We start from the raw sequence: 16,485 nt of genomic DNA on the forward strand, positions 1-16,485 counted from the left end.
GACTGACAGAATGATCCTATTTCCCGCCATCGACCTCAAGGACGGCCAGTGCGTTCGCCTCAAGCTTGGCGACATGGAGCAGGCCACCGTCTACAATCCAGACCCCGGCGCGCAGGCGAAAGCCTTCGAGGACCAGGGGTTCGAATGGCTCCATGTGGTTGACCTCAACGGCGCGTTTGCAGGTGAAAGCGTCAATGGCGCGGCCGTCGATGCGATCCTGGCCGCGACGAAGAACCCGGTGCAGCTCGGCGGAGGTATTCGCACGCTCGATCATATCGAGAGCTGGCTGTCGCGTGGGCTGTCGCGGGTGATCCTCGGCACCGTTGCGGTGCGCGATCCGGCGCTGGTGATCGAAGCCTGCAGGAAATTCCCCGGCCATGTCGCCGTCGGCATCGATGCCAAGGGCGGCAAGGTGGCTGTCGAGGGATGGGCGGAGGCGTCCGAGCTCGGGATAATAGAGCTGGCTAAGAAGTTCGAGGGCGCCGGTGTTGCGGCGATCATCTACACCGATATCGATCGCGATGGCATTCTGGCCGGGATCAACTGGGATTCGACGCTGGAGCTTGCCGGTGCCGTGTCCATTCCGGTGATTGCGTCGGGTGGGCTGGCGTCGATCGACGATGTGAAGCGGATGCTGCAGCCGGATGCGCGCAAGCTCGAAGGTGCGATTTCCGGCCGGGCGCTCTATGATGGCCGGATCGATCCTGCCGAAGCGCTGGTACTGATCAAGGCGGCACGGGCGAAGGAGACTGCGCAATGACCCTGAAGGCTCGCGTCATCCCCTGCCTCGACGTCAAGGACGGCCGTGTGGTCAAGGGCGTCAACTTCCTGAATCTCGTCGATGCCGGCGATCCCGTCGAGGCCGCCAAGGCCTATGATGCGGCCGGTGCCGACGAACTCTGCTTCCTCGATATCACAGCTTCGTCAGACAATCGCGAGACGATCTTCGACGTGGTGTCGCGCACGGCCGAGCAGTGCTTCATGCCGGTGACGGTGGGCGGTGGCGTTCGCACCATTGCCGATATCCGAAAGCTGCTGCTCTGCGGCGCCGACAAGGTGTCGATCAACTCGGCAGCTGTCAGCAATCCGGATTTCGTCGCCGAAGCGGCCGACAAGTTCGGTGACCAGTGCATCGTCGTGTCGATCGACGCCAAGCGCCGGCTGACCCAGACGGTTGGCGGCGACAATTTCAGCGCCTGGGAGATATACACCCACGGCGGCCGCAACGCGACCGGCATCGATGCCGTCGAGTTTGCCCGCAAGATGGTCGAGCGAGGTGCCGGTGAACTGCTGGTAACGTCGATGGACCGGGATGGAACCAAAGTCGGCTACGATCTGGAACTGACACGAGCAATTGCCGATGCGGTACGCGTGCCTGTCATCGCGTCGGGCGGCGTCGGCGATCTCGACGATCTGGTGGCCGGCATCAAGGAGGGCCATGCGACGGCTGTTCTGGCGGCATCGATCTTCCACTTCGGCACCTATTCCGTCGGCGAAGCGAAGCGCTATATGTCGTCCTGCGGCATCGACATGCGTCTGGATTGAGTGAAAGCGACATCATGAGCGAATTTACCCTCGATGACCTCGAAAAGATCGTCGATGCACGATCGAAAGCCTCGCCGGAGGAATCGTGGACGGCGAAGCTGGTTGCTGCAGGGCAGCCGAAGGCCGCGAAAAAGCTGGGCGAAGAGGCGATCGAGGCCGTGATGGCTGCCGTCACCGACGATCGCGACAATCTCGTCTATGAATCCGCCGACGTTCTTTATCATCTATTGGTCGTATTGAAGGTCGCGGGCATTCCGTTGCAAGATGTGATGGCGGAGCTTGAGCGCCGTACTGCTCAATCCGGCCTCAAAGAGAAGGCCAGCCGGCAAAGCTGATGGGTATCGCAAGACAGATCACCGGAGCGCCCGAGGCGCTCGATCACTTCCAGGCGAATGCCTATTCGCCCTATCACTTCTTTTCTTCCGAGGAATGGGCGCATTTCCGGGCCGATACGCCGATGACGCTGACCGCGGACGAGGTCAAGCGGCTGCGCTCGATGGGCGACCCGATCGATCTCGACGAAGTCCGGCGGATCTATCTGTCGCTGTCGCGGTTGCTCTCGGCGCATGTCGAATCATCGCAGCTGCTGTTCAAGCAGCGCAACCGCTTCCTCAGCCTCTCAAACGTGGCAAAGACGCCGTTCGTGATCGGGATTGCCGGATCGGTGGCGGTCGGCAAGTCGACCACGGCGCGTATCCTGAAGGAACTGCTGCGCCGCTGGCCTTCGAGCCCGAAGGTCGATCTGGTGACGACCGACGGTTTCCTCTATCCGAACGCCGTGTTGCAGCGGGAAAACCTGATGCAGCGCAAGGGTTTTCCGGAGAGCTACGATACCGGTGCGATCCTGCGGTTTCTGGCGGCGATCAAGGCCGGGCAGCCGAACGTCAAGGCGCCGTCCTACTCGCATCTGGTCTATGACGTGCTGCCGAACGAGCACAAGGTCATCGATCGGCCAGACATCCTGATCTTCGAAGGCATCAACGTGCTGCAGTCGCGCGATCTGCCGGCCGGCGGCAAGATCGTGCCGATGGTTTCCGACTTCTTCGACTTCTCGATCTATATCGACGCGGAAGAAAGCCGGATTCACGATTGGTACGTGACAAGGTTCATGGGCCTGCGCGAGACGGCGTTCCGCGATCCGAACTCGTTCTTTCACCGCTATGCATCGATCAGCGAGGAGGAAGCGCTGTCGATCGCCGAAGGGCTGTGGGAGAACATCAACCTGAAGAACCTGCGCGAAAACATCCTGCCGACGCGGCCGCGCGCCGACCTGATCCTGCGCAAGGACCAGAATCACCTGACCGAGCAGGTTGCGTTGCGAAAGCTTTAGGGAGTCACGCGGCGGAGCGTGAGATTGATGCGGCCGCCGTTTTTCAGCAGTGTCGAGGTGGCGGGATAGATTCGGTCTACGCCGTGGAAGCACAGGCGCCCCTCCCCGCCGAGAATGACGACATCGCCGCTGGATAGCCTGAGCGACGAGGTCTTGTCGGTGCGCGTCAGGCCGCCGACGCGGAAGAGGCAGGTGTTTCCCAGCGAGATCGAGACGACCGGTGCTGTCAGGTCCTTTTCGTCCCTGTCCTGATGCAGGCCCATCCTGGCATCGTCCGAATAGAAGTTGACAAGGCATGCCTCCGGCGGCTTGTCGTAGCCGGACACATCGTTCCAGATTTCCAGCAATTCACCAGGAATCTCCGGCCACGGCCTGCCTGTTGCCGGATGGGTCGGCTGGTATCGGTAGCCGCGCTCCTTGTCGGTGACCCAGCCGAGCGAACCGCAATTGGTCATCCTCACCGACATCGGCTTGCCATTACCGGGCATGACCGGAACATAGAGCGGTGCTTCGGCAACGATGGCTCGGATGATCTCGACCAGCGCTTCCTGCCGCGGACGGTTCAGGTAGTCAGGACCGTGGCGGACACCGTTCGGCAGTTGCAGCATCTCACTCTCCGCACTTACTCGCCGCTGGGGCGGCCGCGCATCTTCTTGACGTCGGAGCGGCCGGATTTCGCCTTCAGCCGGCGCTCGACCGAGCCTTTTGTCGGCTTGGTCTTTCGGCGTAGCGGCGGTGGCGGCTTGGCGGCTTCGAGGATCAGCTCCTTCAGCCGCTCGCGCGCATCTTCGCGGTTGCGCTCCTGGCTGCGGAAGCGGCTGGCCTCGATCATCAGCACACCTTCCTTGGACATGCGCCGGCCCGCGAGCTTGATCGCATTTATCTTGACCCGCTCGTTCAGCGCCGGGGACGTCTGGAGATTGTAGAACAGCTGGACGGCGGTGGAGACCTTGTTGACGTTCTGCCCGCCGGGACCGCCCGCCAGAACGAATTGTTCCGTCAGTTCCCATCCTGCGATGGTGATCCTGTCATTGATATAGAGCGGGTCGCTGGCCATGGGATTTCTATCTCACATCGCCGGCTGCTTGAAAATATGCAAAACCCGGCCGCAGGGACCGGGTTTCACGTGAATCATCAATGCGTTGTTGCTTATTTACTCAGCGGCGACCCGAAAACCCGGCGCCGCATCGCGCACCCCGCCATCTACATGGTCTTCGAACTTGGCGAAGTTGTCGATGAACATGGTGACCAGCTTGGTCGCCTGCGCGTCATAGGCAACGGCGTCCTGCCACGTCGAACGCGGATCGAGGATGCCGGTCTCGACGCCCGGCACGGCAACCGGAACGGCGAAGCCGAAGTTCGGATCGACGCGGAAATCGGCCTTGTTCAGATCACCCGAAAGGGCTGCGGCCAGCAGCGTTCGCGTCGCCTTGATCGGCATGCGCTTGCCGGTGCCGTAGGCGCCGCCGGTCCAGCCGGTGTTGACAAGCCAGCATTCGACGCCGTGGCGGCCGATCAGTTCCTTCAGCAGATTGCCGTATTCCGACGGATGGCGCGGCATGAAGGGGGCGCCGAAGCAGGTCGAGAAGGTGGCTTCCGGCTCGGTGACGCCACGCTCGGTGCCGGCAACCTTCGCCGTGTAACCGGACAGGAAGTGGTACATGGCCTGATCCGGCGTCAGCTTGGCGATCGGCGGCATCACGCCGAAGGCATCGGCGGTCAGCATGATGATCGTCTTCGGATGGCCGGCAAGGCCGGTCTTCGAGGCGTTCGGGATGAAATCGAGCGGATAGGCGCAGCGGGTGTTCTCCGTCAGCGAACCGTCGTTGAAATCCGGCTCGCGGTCGGCATTGAGCACGACGTTTTCGAGCACGGTGCCGAAGCGCTGCGTCGTCGCGTAGATTTCGGGCTCGGCTTCCGGCGACAGGCGGATGGTCTTGGCGTAGCAGCCGCCTTCGAAGTTGAAGATACCATCCTCACCCCAGCCGTGCTCGTCGTCGCCGATCAGCGTGCGGGCAGGATCGGCCGACAATGTTGTCTTGCCGGTGCCCGACAGGCCGAAGAACACGGCGGCATCGCCATCCGGGCCGACATTGGCGGAGCAGTGCATCGGCATGACGCCCTTGGCCGGCAGCAGGTAGTTGAGTGCCGTGAAGACCGACTTTTTCATCTCGCCGGCGTAGAAGGTGCCGGCGATCAGGATCTCGCCGCTGGTGAGGTCGCAGGCGATGACGGTTTCGGTGCGGCAGCCATAGCGCTCGGGATCGGCCTTGAAGGTCGGCAGGTCGATGATCGTCAGCTTCGGCACGAAACCTTCAAGCGTCGAGCGCTCCGGGCGGATCAGCAGGTTGCGGATGAAGAGCGAGTGCCAGGCAAGCTCGGTGACGACGCGGGTCGGCAGGGCGTTGCTTTCATCGGCACCGCCGATCAGGTCCTGAACGAACAGCTCCTTGCCGGCTGCATGCGCCAGCATGTCCTGTTTCAGCAGGGCGAAATGCTCCGGCGACATCGGCTTGTTGTTGTCCCACCAGATCTGGCCGTCGGTGTTCGCATCGCGAACCACGAACTTATCCTTGGGCGAACGACCGGTGTGCTGGCCGGTCAGGGCGCGGAGCGCTCCATGTGCGGTGAGTTCGGCCTCGCCCCGGCGAATCGACTCTTCATAGAGAGACGCAGCGGTAAAGTTATAGCGAACACTCTTGGCGCTCGCAAAACCTGCCGTTGCCAACTCTATCGCTGGGTTGTGGATACCGAACTGCTCCATGGTCATTTCCTTCCCTTGGGGCTCACGCCGTTAAGAACTGAGCGCGACCGTACGGATAGGTTTTTTAAAACGCAAGATGCCTAAATCGATATTATCAAACGATATCAGTTATTTAATCGATTTAAATTATGGCCATTTATTTTAAATCGTTTGAATTGCGCTGCGATGCACATTTCGACGGTGCGACTTTTGGTTGTCAGCGCAATTTTCCGAAACCCCTGCCCTTTATCTTTGCCACAATTTGTTCCACCTTTATCCCCATAAGCGCATCCGGTTCATATGGCCGCCTGGGGGACCTTTCAAACATCCTGGAGACGCGCATTAGATGACGGAGACGAACACCATGCCGACAATCGCGCTCGTTGACGACGACCGCAACATCCTCACCTCAGTGTCGATTGCACTCGAGGCCGAAGGATACAAGGTCGAAACCTACACGGATGGAGCCTCGGCCCTCGACGGTCTTCTTGCCCGCCCGCCGCATCTGGCGATCTTCGATATCAAGATGCCGCGCATGGACGGGATGGAACTGCTGCGCCGTCTGCGCCAGAAATCCGACATGCCGGTGATCTTTCTCACCTCCAAGGATGAAGAGATCGACGAACTGTTCGGCCTGAAGATGGGCGCCGACGACTTCATCACCAAGCCGTTCTCACAGCGACTGCTGGTCGAGCGCGTTCGCGCCGTTCTGCGTCGCGCCGCCGGGCGCGAAGCGGCCGCTGCTGCCGCAAGCGGCACGGCGCCGAAGCCAGGTGCCGCACAGCTCGCCCGCTCGCTGGAGCGTGGCCAACTGGTGATGGACCAGGAACGCCATACCTGCACATGGAAGAGTGAGCCGGTGACACTGACCGTCACCGAATTCCTCATCCTTCACTCGCTTGCGCAACGCCCCGGCGTCGTCAAGAGCCGTGATGCGCTGATGGATGCGGCCTATGACGAGCAGGTCTATGTGGACGATCGCACCATCGACAGCCACATCAAGCGGCTGCGTAAGAAATTCAAGATGGTCGACAACGACTTTGATATGATTGAAACGCTCTACGGAGTGGGATACCGCTTCCGCGAAGCAGCCTGACGCCGAAGCGGCGCGGCATATCAGAATTGCAGAGAGCTGGCGCCGCCGACGCGGCCCACTCTCCGAAAGGCCTGTCGTTGGCACAGATGGTGCAGGAAAGAGATCTGGACGACGTGGAGGGCATAGGCCGCCGCGTCAAGGGACGCCGTTGGTCGCATCCCTTCACGATCATCCGTCGCATCTTCGGCAATGCCGTCTTCTCAAGCCTGACGCGCCGCTTCCTGTTCTTCAATCTTGTCGCACTCGTGGTGCTCGTCGGCGGCATTCTCTATCTCAACCAGTTCCGCGAGGGCTTGATCGACGCGCGCGTCGAAAGCTTGCTGACGCAGGGCGAAATCATTGCCGGCGCCGTGTCTGCGTCGGCATCGGTCGATACCAACTCGATCACCATCGACCCGGAGAAGCTGCTGGAGTTGCAGGCCGGCCAGAGCATCACGCCGGTTCCGAACGACGAGGATCTCGAATTCCCGATCGACCCGGAGAAGGTGGCACCGGTTCTGCGCCGGCTGATCTCGCCGACACGCACCCGCGCCCGTATCTTCGACGCCGATGCCAATCTCTTGCTCGATTCACGCCATCTCTATTCACGCGGGCAGGTGCTGCGCTTCGACCTGCCTCCCGTTGCCGACGAGAAGCAGACGTGGAGCGAGTGGTTCACGACGATCTTCAACAAGGTTCTGCAGCCGGGCAACCTGCCGCTCTACAAGGAAGCGCCGGGCGGTGACGGCTCGATCTATCCCGAGGTGATGAATGCACTGACCGGGGTTCGCGGTGCGGTGGTTCGCACCACCGAGAAGGGCGAGCTTATCGTCTCGGTCGCAGTGCCCATCCAGCGTTTCCGCGCCGTGCTTGGCGTGCTGCTGCTATCGACGCAGGCGGGTGATATCGACAATATCGTTCATGCCGAGCGTCTCGGCATCATGCGCGTATTCGGTGTTGCGACACTGGTGAACGTGCTGTTGTCGCTTGTTCTGTCCTCGACGATCGCCAATCCGCTGCGGCGACTTTCGGCTGCCGCCATTCGCGTGCGCCGCGGTTCCAAGGAGCGTGAGGAAATCCCTGACTTTTCCGCCCGCCAGGACGAGATCGGCAACCTGTCGATCGCGCTTCGCGACATGACGACGGCACTCTATGATCGGATCGACGCGATCGAGAGCTTCGCGGCCGATGTGAGCCACGAGTTGAAGAACCCGCTGACATCGCTGCGCAGCGCCGTTGAGACGCTGCCGCTCGCCAAATCCGATGATTCGAAGAAGCGCCTGATGGACGTGATCCAGCATGACGTGCGCCGCCTCGACCGGCTGATCAGTGATATCTCCGACGCATCGCGCCTTGACGCCGAGCTTGCCCGCGTTGACGCCGGATCGATCGATCTGGAAATCCTGCTGCGTGATCTCGTGGACATTTCGCGGCAGATCCGCAGCCGCAAGAAGGAAGTGCAGATCGAATTTGCCATCGAGCGCAAGCCCGGTGTGAAGACGCGTTTCCTGGTCAATGGCCACGACCTGCGGATCGGCCAGATCGTTACCAATCTGATCGAGAACGCCCGCTCGTTTGTCTCCGACAAGGACGGAAAGATCACCGTGAGGCTGGTCCGGACCCGCTCGCGTTGTATCGTCTATATCGAAGACAATGGTCCCGGCATCCAGGCCGAGAACATCGACCGCATTTTCGAGCGCTTCTATACGGACCGGCCGGAAGCCGAAGGTTTTGGACAGAATTCCGGCCTCGGCCTCTCGATCAGCCGGCAGATTGCCGAAGCACATGGCGGCTCGCTTCGGGCCGAGAACATCATCGACCCCGAAACCGAAGAGATCGTCGGCGCCCGGTTTACGCTGGCCCTGCCCGCTGACCAGGCATCATGAGCACCGCACCGATCAATATCCACGCGACAGCCGTTATCGTCGGCAAGACCGGGCTGCTGTTCCTGGGCCCGTCGGGCTGGGGGAAATCGATGCTGGCGTTTGCCTGCATCACCGAAGCACAGCGAGCCGGGCTTGACGCTGCACTAGTGGCCGACGACCAGGTCATAATCTCGATGCAGGGTGACGCGGTGATCGCGGCTTGCCCGCCTTCGATCGCCGGGATGATCGAGTTGCGCGGCACCGGCATCGTTCGCGTGGCTCACATCGAGGACGCCCGGATGCACTACGCAATCCTTCCCGGCAGTGCTTCGGGAGAAGATCGGTTGCCGCCGGACGCAGAGATGGCCTCGATCGCGCCCGGTATTGAACTTCCCGTCATTCGGTTGCTGGCTAACGTGCCGTTTCCACTTGCGGTCCTGATGGCCAAAGCGCCCGATATTGGGCGCTAATGCCCATGAAACCGGCAGGTAGAGCGCATATGCGTGCATTTTTGTCTTGCACTTCGGCTTTTCATGGCCAAGATGTGCCCCCACGGTGGACGCGATTGCTGCATTGCGATATTGGGCCTACCGTTTGCATACGCCATGAGGAGCAGTAGTATCATGATCGGACTTGTGCTTGTCACACACGGCAAGCTGGCTGAAGAGTTTCGTCATGCGGTCGAACATGTTGTCGGTCCTCAGAAATTCATCGAAACGGTCTGTATCGGCCCCGAAGACGACATGGATCAACGGCGCCAGGATATTCTTGCCGCCGTCGCAAGTGCCGATGACGGTCATGGCGTGGTCATCCTGACCGACATGTTCGGCGGAACACCATCCAATCTGGCGATATCGGTGATGAGCAGCGGCCACACCGAAGTGATTGCCGGCATGAACCTGCCAATGCTGATCAAGCTCGCAGGCGTGCGTGGCGAAAACAACATGGAAAAGGCGCTCGTCGAAGCATCCGAGGCCGGCCGTAAATACATCAATGTCGCCAGCCGCGTCCTCAGCGGCAAGTAACGAGCTCCCCGCCATGACCTCCCCGCTCTCCCGCGAAATTCTGATCATCAACAAGCGTGGCCTGCATGCGCGCGCTTCGGCCAAGTTCGTGCAGACGGTCGAGACGTTCGATGCTGCGATTACCGTGTCGAAAGACGGCATGACCGTTGGCGGCACGTCGATCATGGGATTGATGATGCTGGCGGCGAGCCCCGGTTCCAGCGTGCTTGTTTCGGCGAGTGGCAACCAGGCGTCTCAGGCGCTCGAGGCGCTGGACCAGCTGATCCAGAACAAGTTCGGCGAAGAGATGTAAGGTCCGTCGCGACCATATAAACATATAAAGACTTCTTTATATCATTATTGCCTTCGTCATGGAAGCCTGCTAAACGGCTGGCATAGCCGCGTTCTACGCGGAGCCATTCGCCGCGCGACCCGTTTCGCGCCTTCGCCTTCTGAGACGCTTCAGCCTGGAGAACCCAATGAGCACTGAAAAAGATTACGTCGTCGCCGATATCGGCCTCGCAGACTTTGGTCGCAAGGAAATCACGATCGCTGAAACCGAAATGCCGGGCCTGATGTCCTGCCGCGAGGAATTCGGCACGACCAAGCCGCTCAAGGGCGCGCGCATCACCGGCTCGCTGCATATGACGATCCAGACGGCCGTTCTGATCGAGACGCTGGTCGAACTCGGCGCCGAAGTTCGTTGGGCATCGTGCAACATCTTCTCGACGCAGGACCATGCTGCCGCTGCAATCGCTGCCTCCGGCGTGCCTGTGTTCGCCATCAAGGGCGAATCGCTGCATGACTACTGGGTCTACACCGACAAGATCTTCCAGTGGACCGATGGCGGCCTGACCAACATGATCCTCGACGATGGCGGCGATGCCACCATGTACATCCTGCTCGGCGCCCGCGCCGAAGCCGGTGAAGACGTTCTGTCGAACCCGCATTCGGAAGAAGAAGAAATCCTCTTCGCACAGATCAAGAAGCGCCTTGCCGCTTCGCCTGGCTGGTTCACCAAGCAGCGCGATGCGATCAAGGGCGTCACCGAAGAAACCACCACGGGCGTCAACCGCCTGTACCAGCTCAGCCAGAAGGGTCTGCTTCCCTTCCCGGCGATCAACGTCAACGATTCGGTCACCAAGTCGAAGTTCGACAACAAGTACGGCTGCAAGGAATCGCTGGTTGACGGTATTCGCCGCGGCACCGACGTGATGATGGCCGGCAAGGTTGCCGTCGTCTGTGGCTACGGCGACGTCGGCAAGGGTTCTGCTGCATCGCTGCTTGGCGCGGGCGCCCGCGTCAAGGTCACGGAAGTCGATCCGATCTGCGCCCTGCAGGCTGCCATGGACGGTTTTGAAGTCGTCACGCTCGAAGACGTCGTGTCTTCGGCCGACATCTTCATCACCACGACGGGCAACAAGGACGTCATCCGCATCGACCACATGCGGGCGATGAAGGACATGGCGATCGTTGGCAACATTGGCCACTTCGATAACGAAATCGAAGTTGCAGCGCTGCGTAACCTGAAGTGGACCAACATCAAGCCGCAGGTCGACCTGATCGAGTTCCCGAAGGGCAACCGCATCATCCTTCTGTCGGAAGGTCGCCTGCTCAACCTCGGCAACGCAACGGGCCACCCATCCTTCGTGATGTCGGCTTCGTTCACCAACCAGACGCTGGCGCAGATCGAGCTTTTCACCAAGCCCGACCAGTACAAGAACCAGGTCTACATCCTACCGAAGCACCTCGACGAAAAGGTCGCTCGCCTGCACCTCGCCAAGCTCGGCGTCAAGCTGACGAAGCTTTCCGAAGAACAGGCATCCTATATCGGCGTGACGCCGCAGGGTCCTTTCAAAGCTGACCACTACAGATACTAATTTCCGAATCGATATCCACAACATCTAGAGGGCGCCGCATTGACAAATGCGGCGCCCTTATTTTTTAGCACAGACCTTCCCGCGGAATCCCTTACGAAGTATTGTTTCAGCACTCGATTCGTGGACACGGACGCGTCCGTTTGCTTCGAAAATGGGATGTCTTGTCGTAATGCGGCACAAAGGACGGAGACATACCGCGCATGTCGGAAATGATGCACAGCCTGATCAAACAGGCAGGGGATAGCGTTCGCGCCTCTTCCTGCCCGGCCCAATCAGGCAACCAAAAACCTGTCGATGCCCGTAAGGCCCCGGCGAAAAGACGCGGCGTGTTGGCTCGCGTGGCAACGATGTTTGCCGCGGGCACTGCCATTGCATCTGTCGCCCGCCCGGTCTTCGCACAGGTCGAAGCGGAAGGCGCTTCGACGGCGCATCTTTTCACATCGTCTCAGGTTGTCGGTCTGTCGATCGTGATCGGCGTAATTTCCGCGGCGCTTCTCTCCACGCTCTGGGTCGTTCGCCAACGCGGCAATCTCGAAAGCGAAAGCCGCGAGATTCGTACAGCACTTTCCGACGCGCAACAGCGCATTTCGCAGTACCAGGCCCTGATTGCCGACAAGAACCGCCGCATCGTGATCTGGGACGGCGACGAACGCCCGGAACTGCTCGGCCAGCTGCCCGTCGAAACCGGCGCGCCGCAGGACAATGAATTTCTCGCCTTCGGCATGTGGCTGAAGCCGCGCTCGGCATCGGAACTCGACCGCGCCATCGACGGCCTGCGCCAATCGGCAACCAGCTTCGACATCATCGTCGAAACGCATCGCGAAGAGGTTCTGGAAGCGCAAGGCCGGGTGTCCGGCGGCCGCGCCTTCGTTCGCTTTGTGGCGTTGAACAATCTGCGCGCCGAACTTGCCGAATTGAAGATCGAGCGCGATCGCCTGATGTCGTCAATCTCGGCATTCCAGGGCCTGCTCGATTCCATCGATCTGCCTGCATGGCAGCGCGATACGGGCGGTCGGCTGACATGGGTAAACCATGCCTATGGCGCGGCTGTGGATGCGGTCTCGCCTGATCAGGCGATCTCAGAAGGCCGGGAAATTCTGACGACGATTGCGCGCGAGCGCATCCGCTCCGTCGCGACGCCAGAGTCGCCATTTCACGATAAGATTTCCACCGTCATCCACGGCAACCGCACCTTTCTCGACGTCGTCGATGTCAAGGTGCCCAGCGGTTCGGCCGGTATTGCCATCGATGTCTCCGGCATCGAAACGGTGCGCGCCGAGCTGGAACGGACGCTGAAAAGCCATGCCGAGACACTCGATCACCTGGCGACCCCGGTCGCCATTTTCGACGGCGATCGGCGCCTGCAGTTCTACAATCAGGCGTTTGTTTCGCTGTGGAAGCTCGACATCGCCTTCCTGGAGAGCAAGCCAGACAATGCCGAGCTTCTGGACCGGCTGCGCGCCGCCAAGAAGCTACCGGAACAGCTGAACTGGAAGACCTGGAAGGACACAGCCCTTTCGGTCTACCGTTCGCTGGAAACCCAATCCGACCTATGGCACCTGCCGAACGGCCAGACGCTACGCGTTTTCGCGACCGCGCACCCGCAGGGCGGCGCCACCTGGGTGTTCGAGAACCTGACCGAACAGGTCGATCTGGAGACCCGCTACAACACGCTGGTGAAAGTTCAGGGCGAGACGATCGACCATCTTTCCGAAGGCGTGGCGGTGTTCGGCCCCGATGGGCGTATCCGTCTTTCGAACCCTGCCTTCCGGGCACTCTGGGGGATTACCGAGGCCGAAGCCAAGCCCAGCACGCATATCCGTGCGCTCGGCGAGGCCTGTGCGCCATCCTATGACAAGCCGGATGGCTGGAAGACCTTTGCCGAGCTGATCACCAGCTTCGACGACGAGCGCCGCTCCAGCCAGGGGACGCTGGAACTGTTCTCCGGCCTGGTGCTTGACTACGCGATCATTCCGCTGCCGAACGCGCAGACGATGCTGACTTTCGTCAACATGACCGACAGCGTTCGCGCCGAACGGGCGCTGACCGAGAAAAACGAAGCGCTGCGCAAGGCCGACGAACTGAAGAACGATTTCGTCCAGCACGTGTCCTACGAGCTGCGCTCGCCGCTGACCAACATCATTGGCTTCACCGACCTGCTGCGGACGCCGGGCGTTGGCGACATGAACGACCGACAGGCCGAGTATATCGATCACATCTCGACGTCCTCATCTGTGCTGCTGACGCTGGTGAACGACATTCTCGATCTGGCAACCGTCGATGCCGGCATCATGCGGCTGAACTATTCGGAGATCGACCTCGGTGACCTGCTCGACGACGTCTCGATCCAGATTGCAGACCGGCTGCAGGAAAGCGGCGTGACCCTCGAGATCACCGCGCCGGCCCGCCTCGGCTCGATCATTGCCGACCCGCAGCGCCTGAAGCAGATCCTCGTCAAGCTTCTGTCGAATGCTGCAAACTTCTCGCCCGAGGGTTCCGCGATCTCGCTGACCTGCCAGCGCGAGGGAACCGATTTCGTGTTCACCGTCGCTGACCATGGACCGGGTATATCGCAGGACATGATTACCAACGTCTTCGACCGCTTCGCCACTGGCGCAAAGAGCGGCAAGCGCGGCGGTGCCGGTCTTGGCCTGTCGATTGTCGACAGCTTCGTCAATCTGCACAACGGCCAGGTCGTCATCGACAGCCAGCCAGGCAAGGGAACAACGGTGATCTGCCGCATTCCTTCGGCCAATCTCCCCTCCTACGCCGCAGCAGAATGACGACGAACGGAACCGTCATTTCGCTTTTCCTGGAAGACGAAGCGGCAACCGATCGCTTCGGCGAAGATCTGGCGCTGGCGCTGAAGCCGGGCGACTGCGTGGCTCTGTCAGGCGACCTCGGCGCCGGGAAATCCTCGTTGTCGCGCGCCCTTATCCGGGCGATTGCCGATGATGCGGAACTGGAGGTTCCGAGCCCGACCTTCACGCTGGTGCAATCCTACGACCTGCGCATTCCGGTCTCGCACTTCGATCTCTATCGCCTCAGCGATGCCGCCGAACTGACGGAGCTCGGTTTCGACGAGGCGCTGCAGGGCGGCATCTGCCTCGTCGAGTGGCCCGAAATGGCCGAGAGCGAGCTGCCGGATGATCGCATCATTCTGACGCTGGCGCATGAGGGAGCCGGACGCCGGGTCAACATTGCCGCGCCCGATAAACAGGCTGCCCGTATTCGCCGCGTTCTGGCCATCCGCGAGTTCCTAGGCAAGGCCGGGTATCCCGAGGCAGAACGCCGGTTTCTAACTGGCGACGCGTCGCTTCGAGCCTATGAAGCCGTCTATTCGGACGACGGCATTCGCCGCATCCTGATGGACTGGCCGCCGCTGCCCGAAGGGCCACCGGTGCTCGATGGCAAGCCCTATCCGAAGGTCGCGCATCTGGCGGAGAACGCCTATCCCTTTGTGGCGATTGCCGATCACTTGCGCCGACAAGGGTTTGCCACGCCCGAAATCTACCGGGTGGACTACGCGCAGGGGATTCTGCTGATCGAGGATCTTGGCAGCGACGGCGTTCTCGACGACGATGGCACGCCGATCGCTGATCGTTATCTGGAAAGCGTCGCGTGCCTGGCGGCGCTGCATGCGCAGCCGATGCCGCACGACATCCGCGTCACCGACAGCCATATCCATCACATTCCGGACTTCGACCGTACCGCCATGAAGATGGAGGTGCGTCTGCTCCTCGACTGGCACCTGCCGTGGAAACGCGATGGCGCATCGGCAACAGATGGCGAGCGCGAGGACTATCTCTCGATCTGGGACGGGTTGATCGACCAACTGGATCTAGCGGAGAAAAACCTGCTTCTGCGCGATTTCCACTCGCCCAATATCATCTGGCGCGAAACGGAGACCGACATTCAGCGGGTCGGATTGATCGATTTCCAGGATGCGATGATCGGGCCGACGGCTTACGACCTCGCCTCGATCGCCCAGGATGCCCGCGTCACCATCGAGCCGAATCTGTTCCAACGGTTGATGGAACACTATCTGTCGCTGCGGCACGCCCAAGGTGGTTTCGACGAGGCCGGCTTCCTGGCGAGCTGGGCGATCATGTCGGCGCAGCGCAATTGCAAGCTTGCCGGTCTCTGGGTCCGGCTGATGCAGCGTGATGGCAAACCCGGTTATATCAAGCATATGCCGCGCACGCTTGCCTATCTCGACGTCGCGCTTCAGCATGAAACGCTTGCCCCCTTGCGCGACTGGTGCGTAAGGACTGGAATAGTCACCAGCGAATCATAAGTTCCGGACGATATGACCATCAAACAAGCCATGGTGCTGGCTGCCGGTCTCGGCACCCGCATGCGCCCGATTACCGATACGATCCCGAAACCGCTGGTGAAGATCGACGGCAAGGCGATGATCGACTACGCCCTGGATTCACTCGCCGAGGCGGGCGTCGAGAAGGCGGTGGTCAATGTGCATCATCATGCCGACCAGATGCTTGAGCACCTCAATCGCTACAAGGCGCTGGAGGTGATCATTTCCGACGAGAGCGACGGACTGATGAACAACGGCGGCGGGCTCGCCAAGGGCCTGAAGCTGCTGGAGCGCGGCCCTGTTTTCGTCACCAACGCGGATCTTTTCTGGATCGGCGAGCATGCCGACCGGCCAAGCAACCTACGACGATTAGCCGGATTCTTCGATGCTCAGCAGATGGACATGGCCATGCTATGCGTCAATCTCGAAGACACGACGGGACACAACGGCAAGAACGACTTCAACCTTGACGCCGAGGGGCGGCTGAGCCGCTTCAGCGCCGATGGCCCCCATCCTGTCGTCTATGCTGGAGCCATCGCCATGCAGACGTCGTTCCTGGACGACGCACCTGCGGACGCGTTCAACCTCAACATCTACTTCGACAAGGCCATTGCCCGCAGCCGACTTTACGGCATGATGCTCGAGGGACATTGGTTGACGGTCGGCACGCCCGAAGCGATCGGCGATGCGGAAGAGACGATCCGGCGTTACCGGGCATTGGCGTAGGC

16 protein-coding genes are annotated in these 16,485 nt (G+C 60.8%); 13 read left to right on the forward strand and 3 right to left on the reverse strand.

Annotation, left to right across the window (positions count from 1 at the left end):
- Nucleotides 1-10: 10 nt before the first annotated feature.
- Genes hisA through coaA form a run of 4 tightly spaced genes read left to right on the forward strand, consistent with a single transcriptional unit; the run spans nt 11 to nt 2,875 of the window.
- Nucleotides 11-760, forward strand: a complete 750-nt coding sequence (hisA, locus tag GVL52_RS12475; RefSeq protein ID WP_160007466.1) for a 1-(5-phosphoribosyl)-5-[(5-phosphoribosylamino)methylideneamino]imidazole-4-carboxamide isomerase — start codon at nt 11-13, stop codon at nt 758-760.
- The gene (gene hisF / locus GVL52_RS12480) at nt 757-1,545 is read left to right on the forward strand and encodes an imidazole glycerol phosphate synthase subunit HisF (RefSeq protein WP_160007468.1); all 789 of its coding nucleotides are present in this window, start codon (nt 757-759) and stop codon (nt 1,543-1,545) included. Before hisA ends, hisF begins: the two co-directional genes overlap by 4 nt.
- Before the next feature lie 14 nt (nt 1,546-1,559).
- On the forward strand, nt 1,560-1,880 hold the full coding sequence (locus tag GVL52_RS12485; RefSeq protein ID WP_160007954.1) for a phosphoribosyl-ATP diphosphatase: 321 nt from the start codon (nt 1,560-1,562) through the stop codon (nt 1,878-1,880).
- The gene (gene coaA / locus GVL52_RS12490; RefSeq protein WP_160007470.1) at nt 1,880-2,875 is read left to right on the forward strand and encodes a type I pantothenate kinase; all 996 of its coding nucleotides are present in this window, start codon (nt 1,880-1,882) and stop codon (nt 2,873-2,875) included. Before GVL52_RS12485 ends, coaA begins: the two co-directional genes overlap by 1 nt.
- Here the strand turns inward: coaA and GVL52_RS12495 are convergent.
- From GVL52_RS12495 to GVL52_RS12505, 3 genes are all read right to left on the reverse strand, one after another.
- Complete coding sequence (locus GVL52_RS12495) at nt 2,872-3,483, reverse strand: alpha-ketoglutarate-dependent dioxygenase AlkB (protein WP_160007472.1); 612 nt, start codon at nt 3,481-3,483, stop codon at nt 2,872-2,874. The two genes, coaA and GVL52_RS12495, sit on opposite strands and share 4 nt — an antisense overlap.
- Before the next feature lie 14 nt (nt 3,484-3,497).
- Complete coding sequence (gene arfB / locus GVL52_RS12500) at nt 3,498-3,932, reverse strand: alternative ribosome rescue aminoacyl-tRNA hydrolase ArfB (RefSeq protein WP_160007474.1); 435 nt, start codon at nt 3,930-3,932, stop codon at nt 3,498-3,500.
- Between the two features lie 96 nt (nt 3,933-4,028).
- On the reverse strand, nt 4,029-5,639 hold the full coding sequence (locus tag GVL52_RS12505; protein ID WP_160007476.1) for a phosphoenolpyruvate carboxykinase: 1,611 nt from the start codon (nt 5,637-5,639) through the stop codon (nt 4,029-4,031).
- 343 nt (nt 5,640-5,982) lie between these two features.
- On the opposite strand from GVL52_RS12505, the gene GVL52_RS12510 reads away from it, so the two are divergent.
- The 9 genes from GVL52_RS12510 to GVL52_RS12550 all read left to right on the forward strand — a co-directional run bounded on the left by GVL52_RS12510 (nt 5,983) and on the right by GVL52_RS12550 (nt 16,483).
- Entirely contained in the window at nt 5,983-6,714 is a 732-nt protein-coding gene (locus tag GVL52_RS12510; protein WP_200847815.1) for a response regulator transcription factor, read from the forward strand.
- A gap of 77 nt (nt 6,715-6,791) precedes the next feature.
- Nucleotides 6,792-8,579: a sensor histidine kinase gene (locus tag GVL52_RS12515; protein ID WP_160007956.1), complete on the forward strand. Its 1,788-nt coding sequence runs from the start codon at nt 6,792-6,794 to the stop codon at nt 8,577-8,579.
- Nucleotides 8,576-9,028, forward strand: coding sequence for an HPr kinase/phosphorylase (locus GVL52_RS12520; protein ID WP_160007480.1), 453 nt, complete (start codon nt 8,576-8,578; stop codon nt 9,026-9,028). Before GVL52_RS12515 ends, GVL52_RS12520 begins: the two co-directional genes overlap by 4 nt.
- Before the next feature lie 153 nt (nt 9,029-9,181).
- Nucleotides 9,182-9,583 (forward strand): PTS sugar transporter subunit IIA, encoded by a 402-nt coding sequence (locus GVL52_RS12525; protein WP_160007482.1) that lies wholly within the window; start codon nt 9,182-9,184, stop codon nt 9,581-9,583.
- A 13-nt stretch (nt 9,584-9,596) separates the two neighbouring features.
- Entirely contained in the window at nt 9,597-9,875 is a 279-nt protein-coding gene (locus GVL52_RS12530; protein ID WP_160007484.1) for an HPr family phosphocarrier protein, read from the forward strand.
- 166 nt (nt 9,876-10,041) lie between these two features.
- A complete protein-coding gene (gene ahcY / locus GVL52_RS12535; protein ID WP_160007486.1) occupies nt 10,042-11,442 on the forward strand; it encodes an adenosylhomocysteinase in 1,401 nt (466 codons plus the stop codon).
- 200 nt (nt 11,443-11,642) lie between these two features.
- The gene (locus tag GVL52_RS12540; protein ID WP_160007488.1) at nt 11,643-14,225 is read left to right on the forward strand and encodes a PAS domain-containing sensor histidine kinase; all 2,583 of its coding nucleotides are present in this window, start codon (nt 11,643-11,645) and stop codon (nt 14,223-14,225) included.
- Nucleotides 14,222-15,739, forward strand: a complete 1,518-nt coding sequence (gene tsaE, locus GVL52_RS12545; protein WP_160007490.1) for a tRNA (adenosine(37)-N6)-threonylcarbamoyltransferase complex ATPase subunit type 1 TsaE — start codon at nt 14,222-14,224, stop codon at nt 15,737-15,739. Before GVL52_RS12540 ends, tsaE begins: the two co-directional genes overlap by 4 nt.
- Before the next feature lie 12 nt (nt 15,740-15,751).
- The gene (locus GVL52_RS12550; RefSeq protein WP_160007492.1) at nt 15,752-16,483 is read left to right on the forward strand and encodes a nucleotidyltransferase family protein; all 732 of its coding nucleotides are present in this window, start codon (nt 15,752-15,754) and stop codon (nt 16,481-16,483) included.
- Nucleotides 16,484-16,485 lie beyond the last annotated feature (2 nt).

Source organism: Rhizobium sp. 18055 (assembly GCF_902706285.1).
GTDB lineage: Bacteria > Pseudomonadota > Alphaproteobacteria > Rhizobiales > Rhizobiaceae > Rhizobium.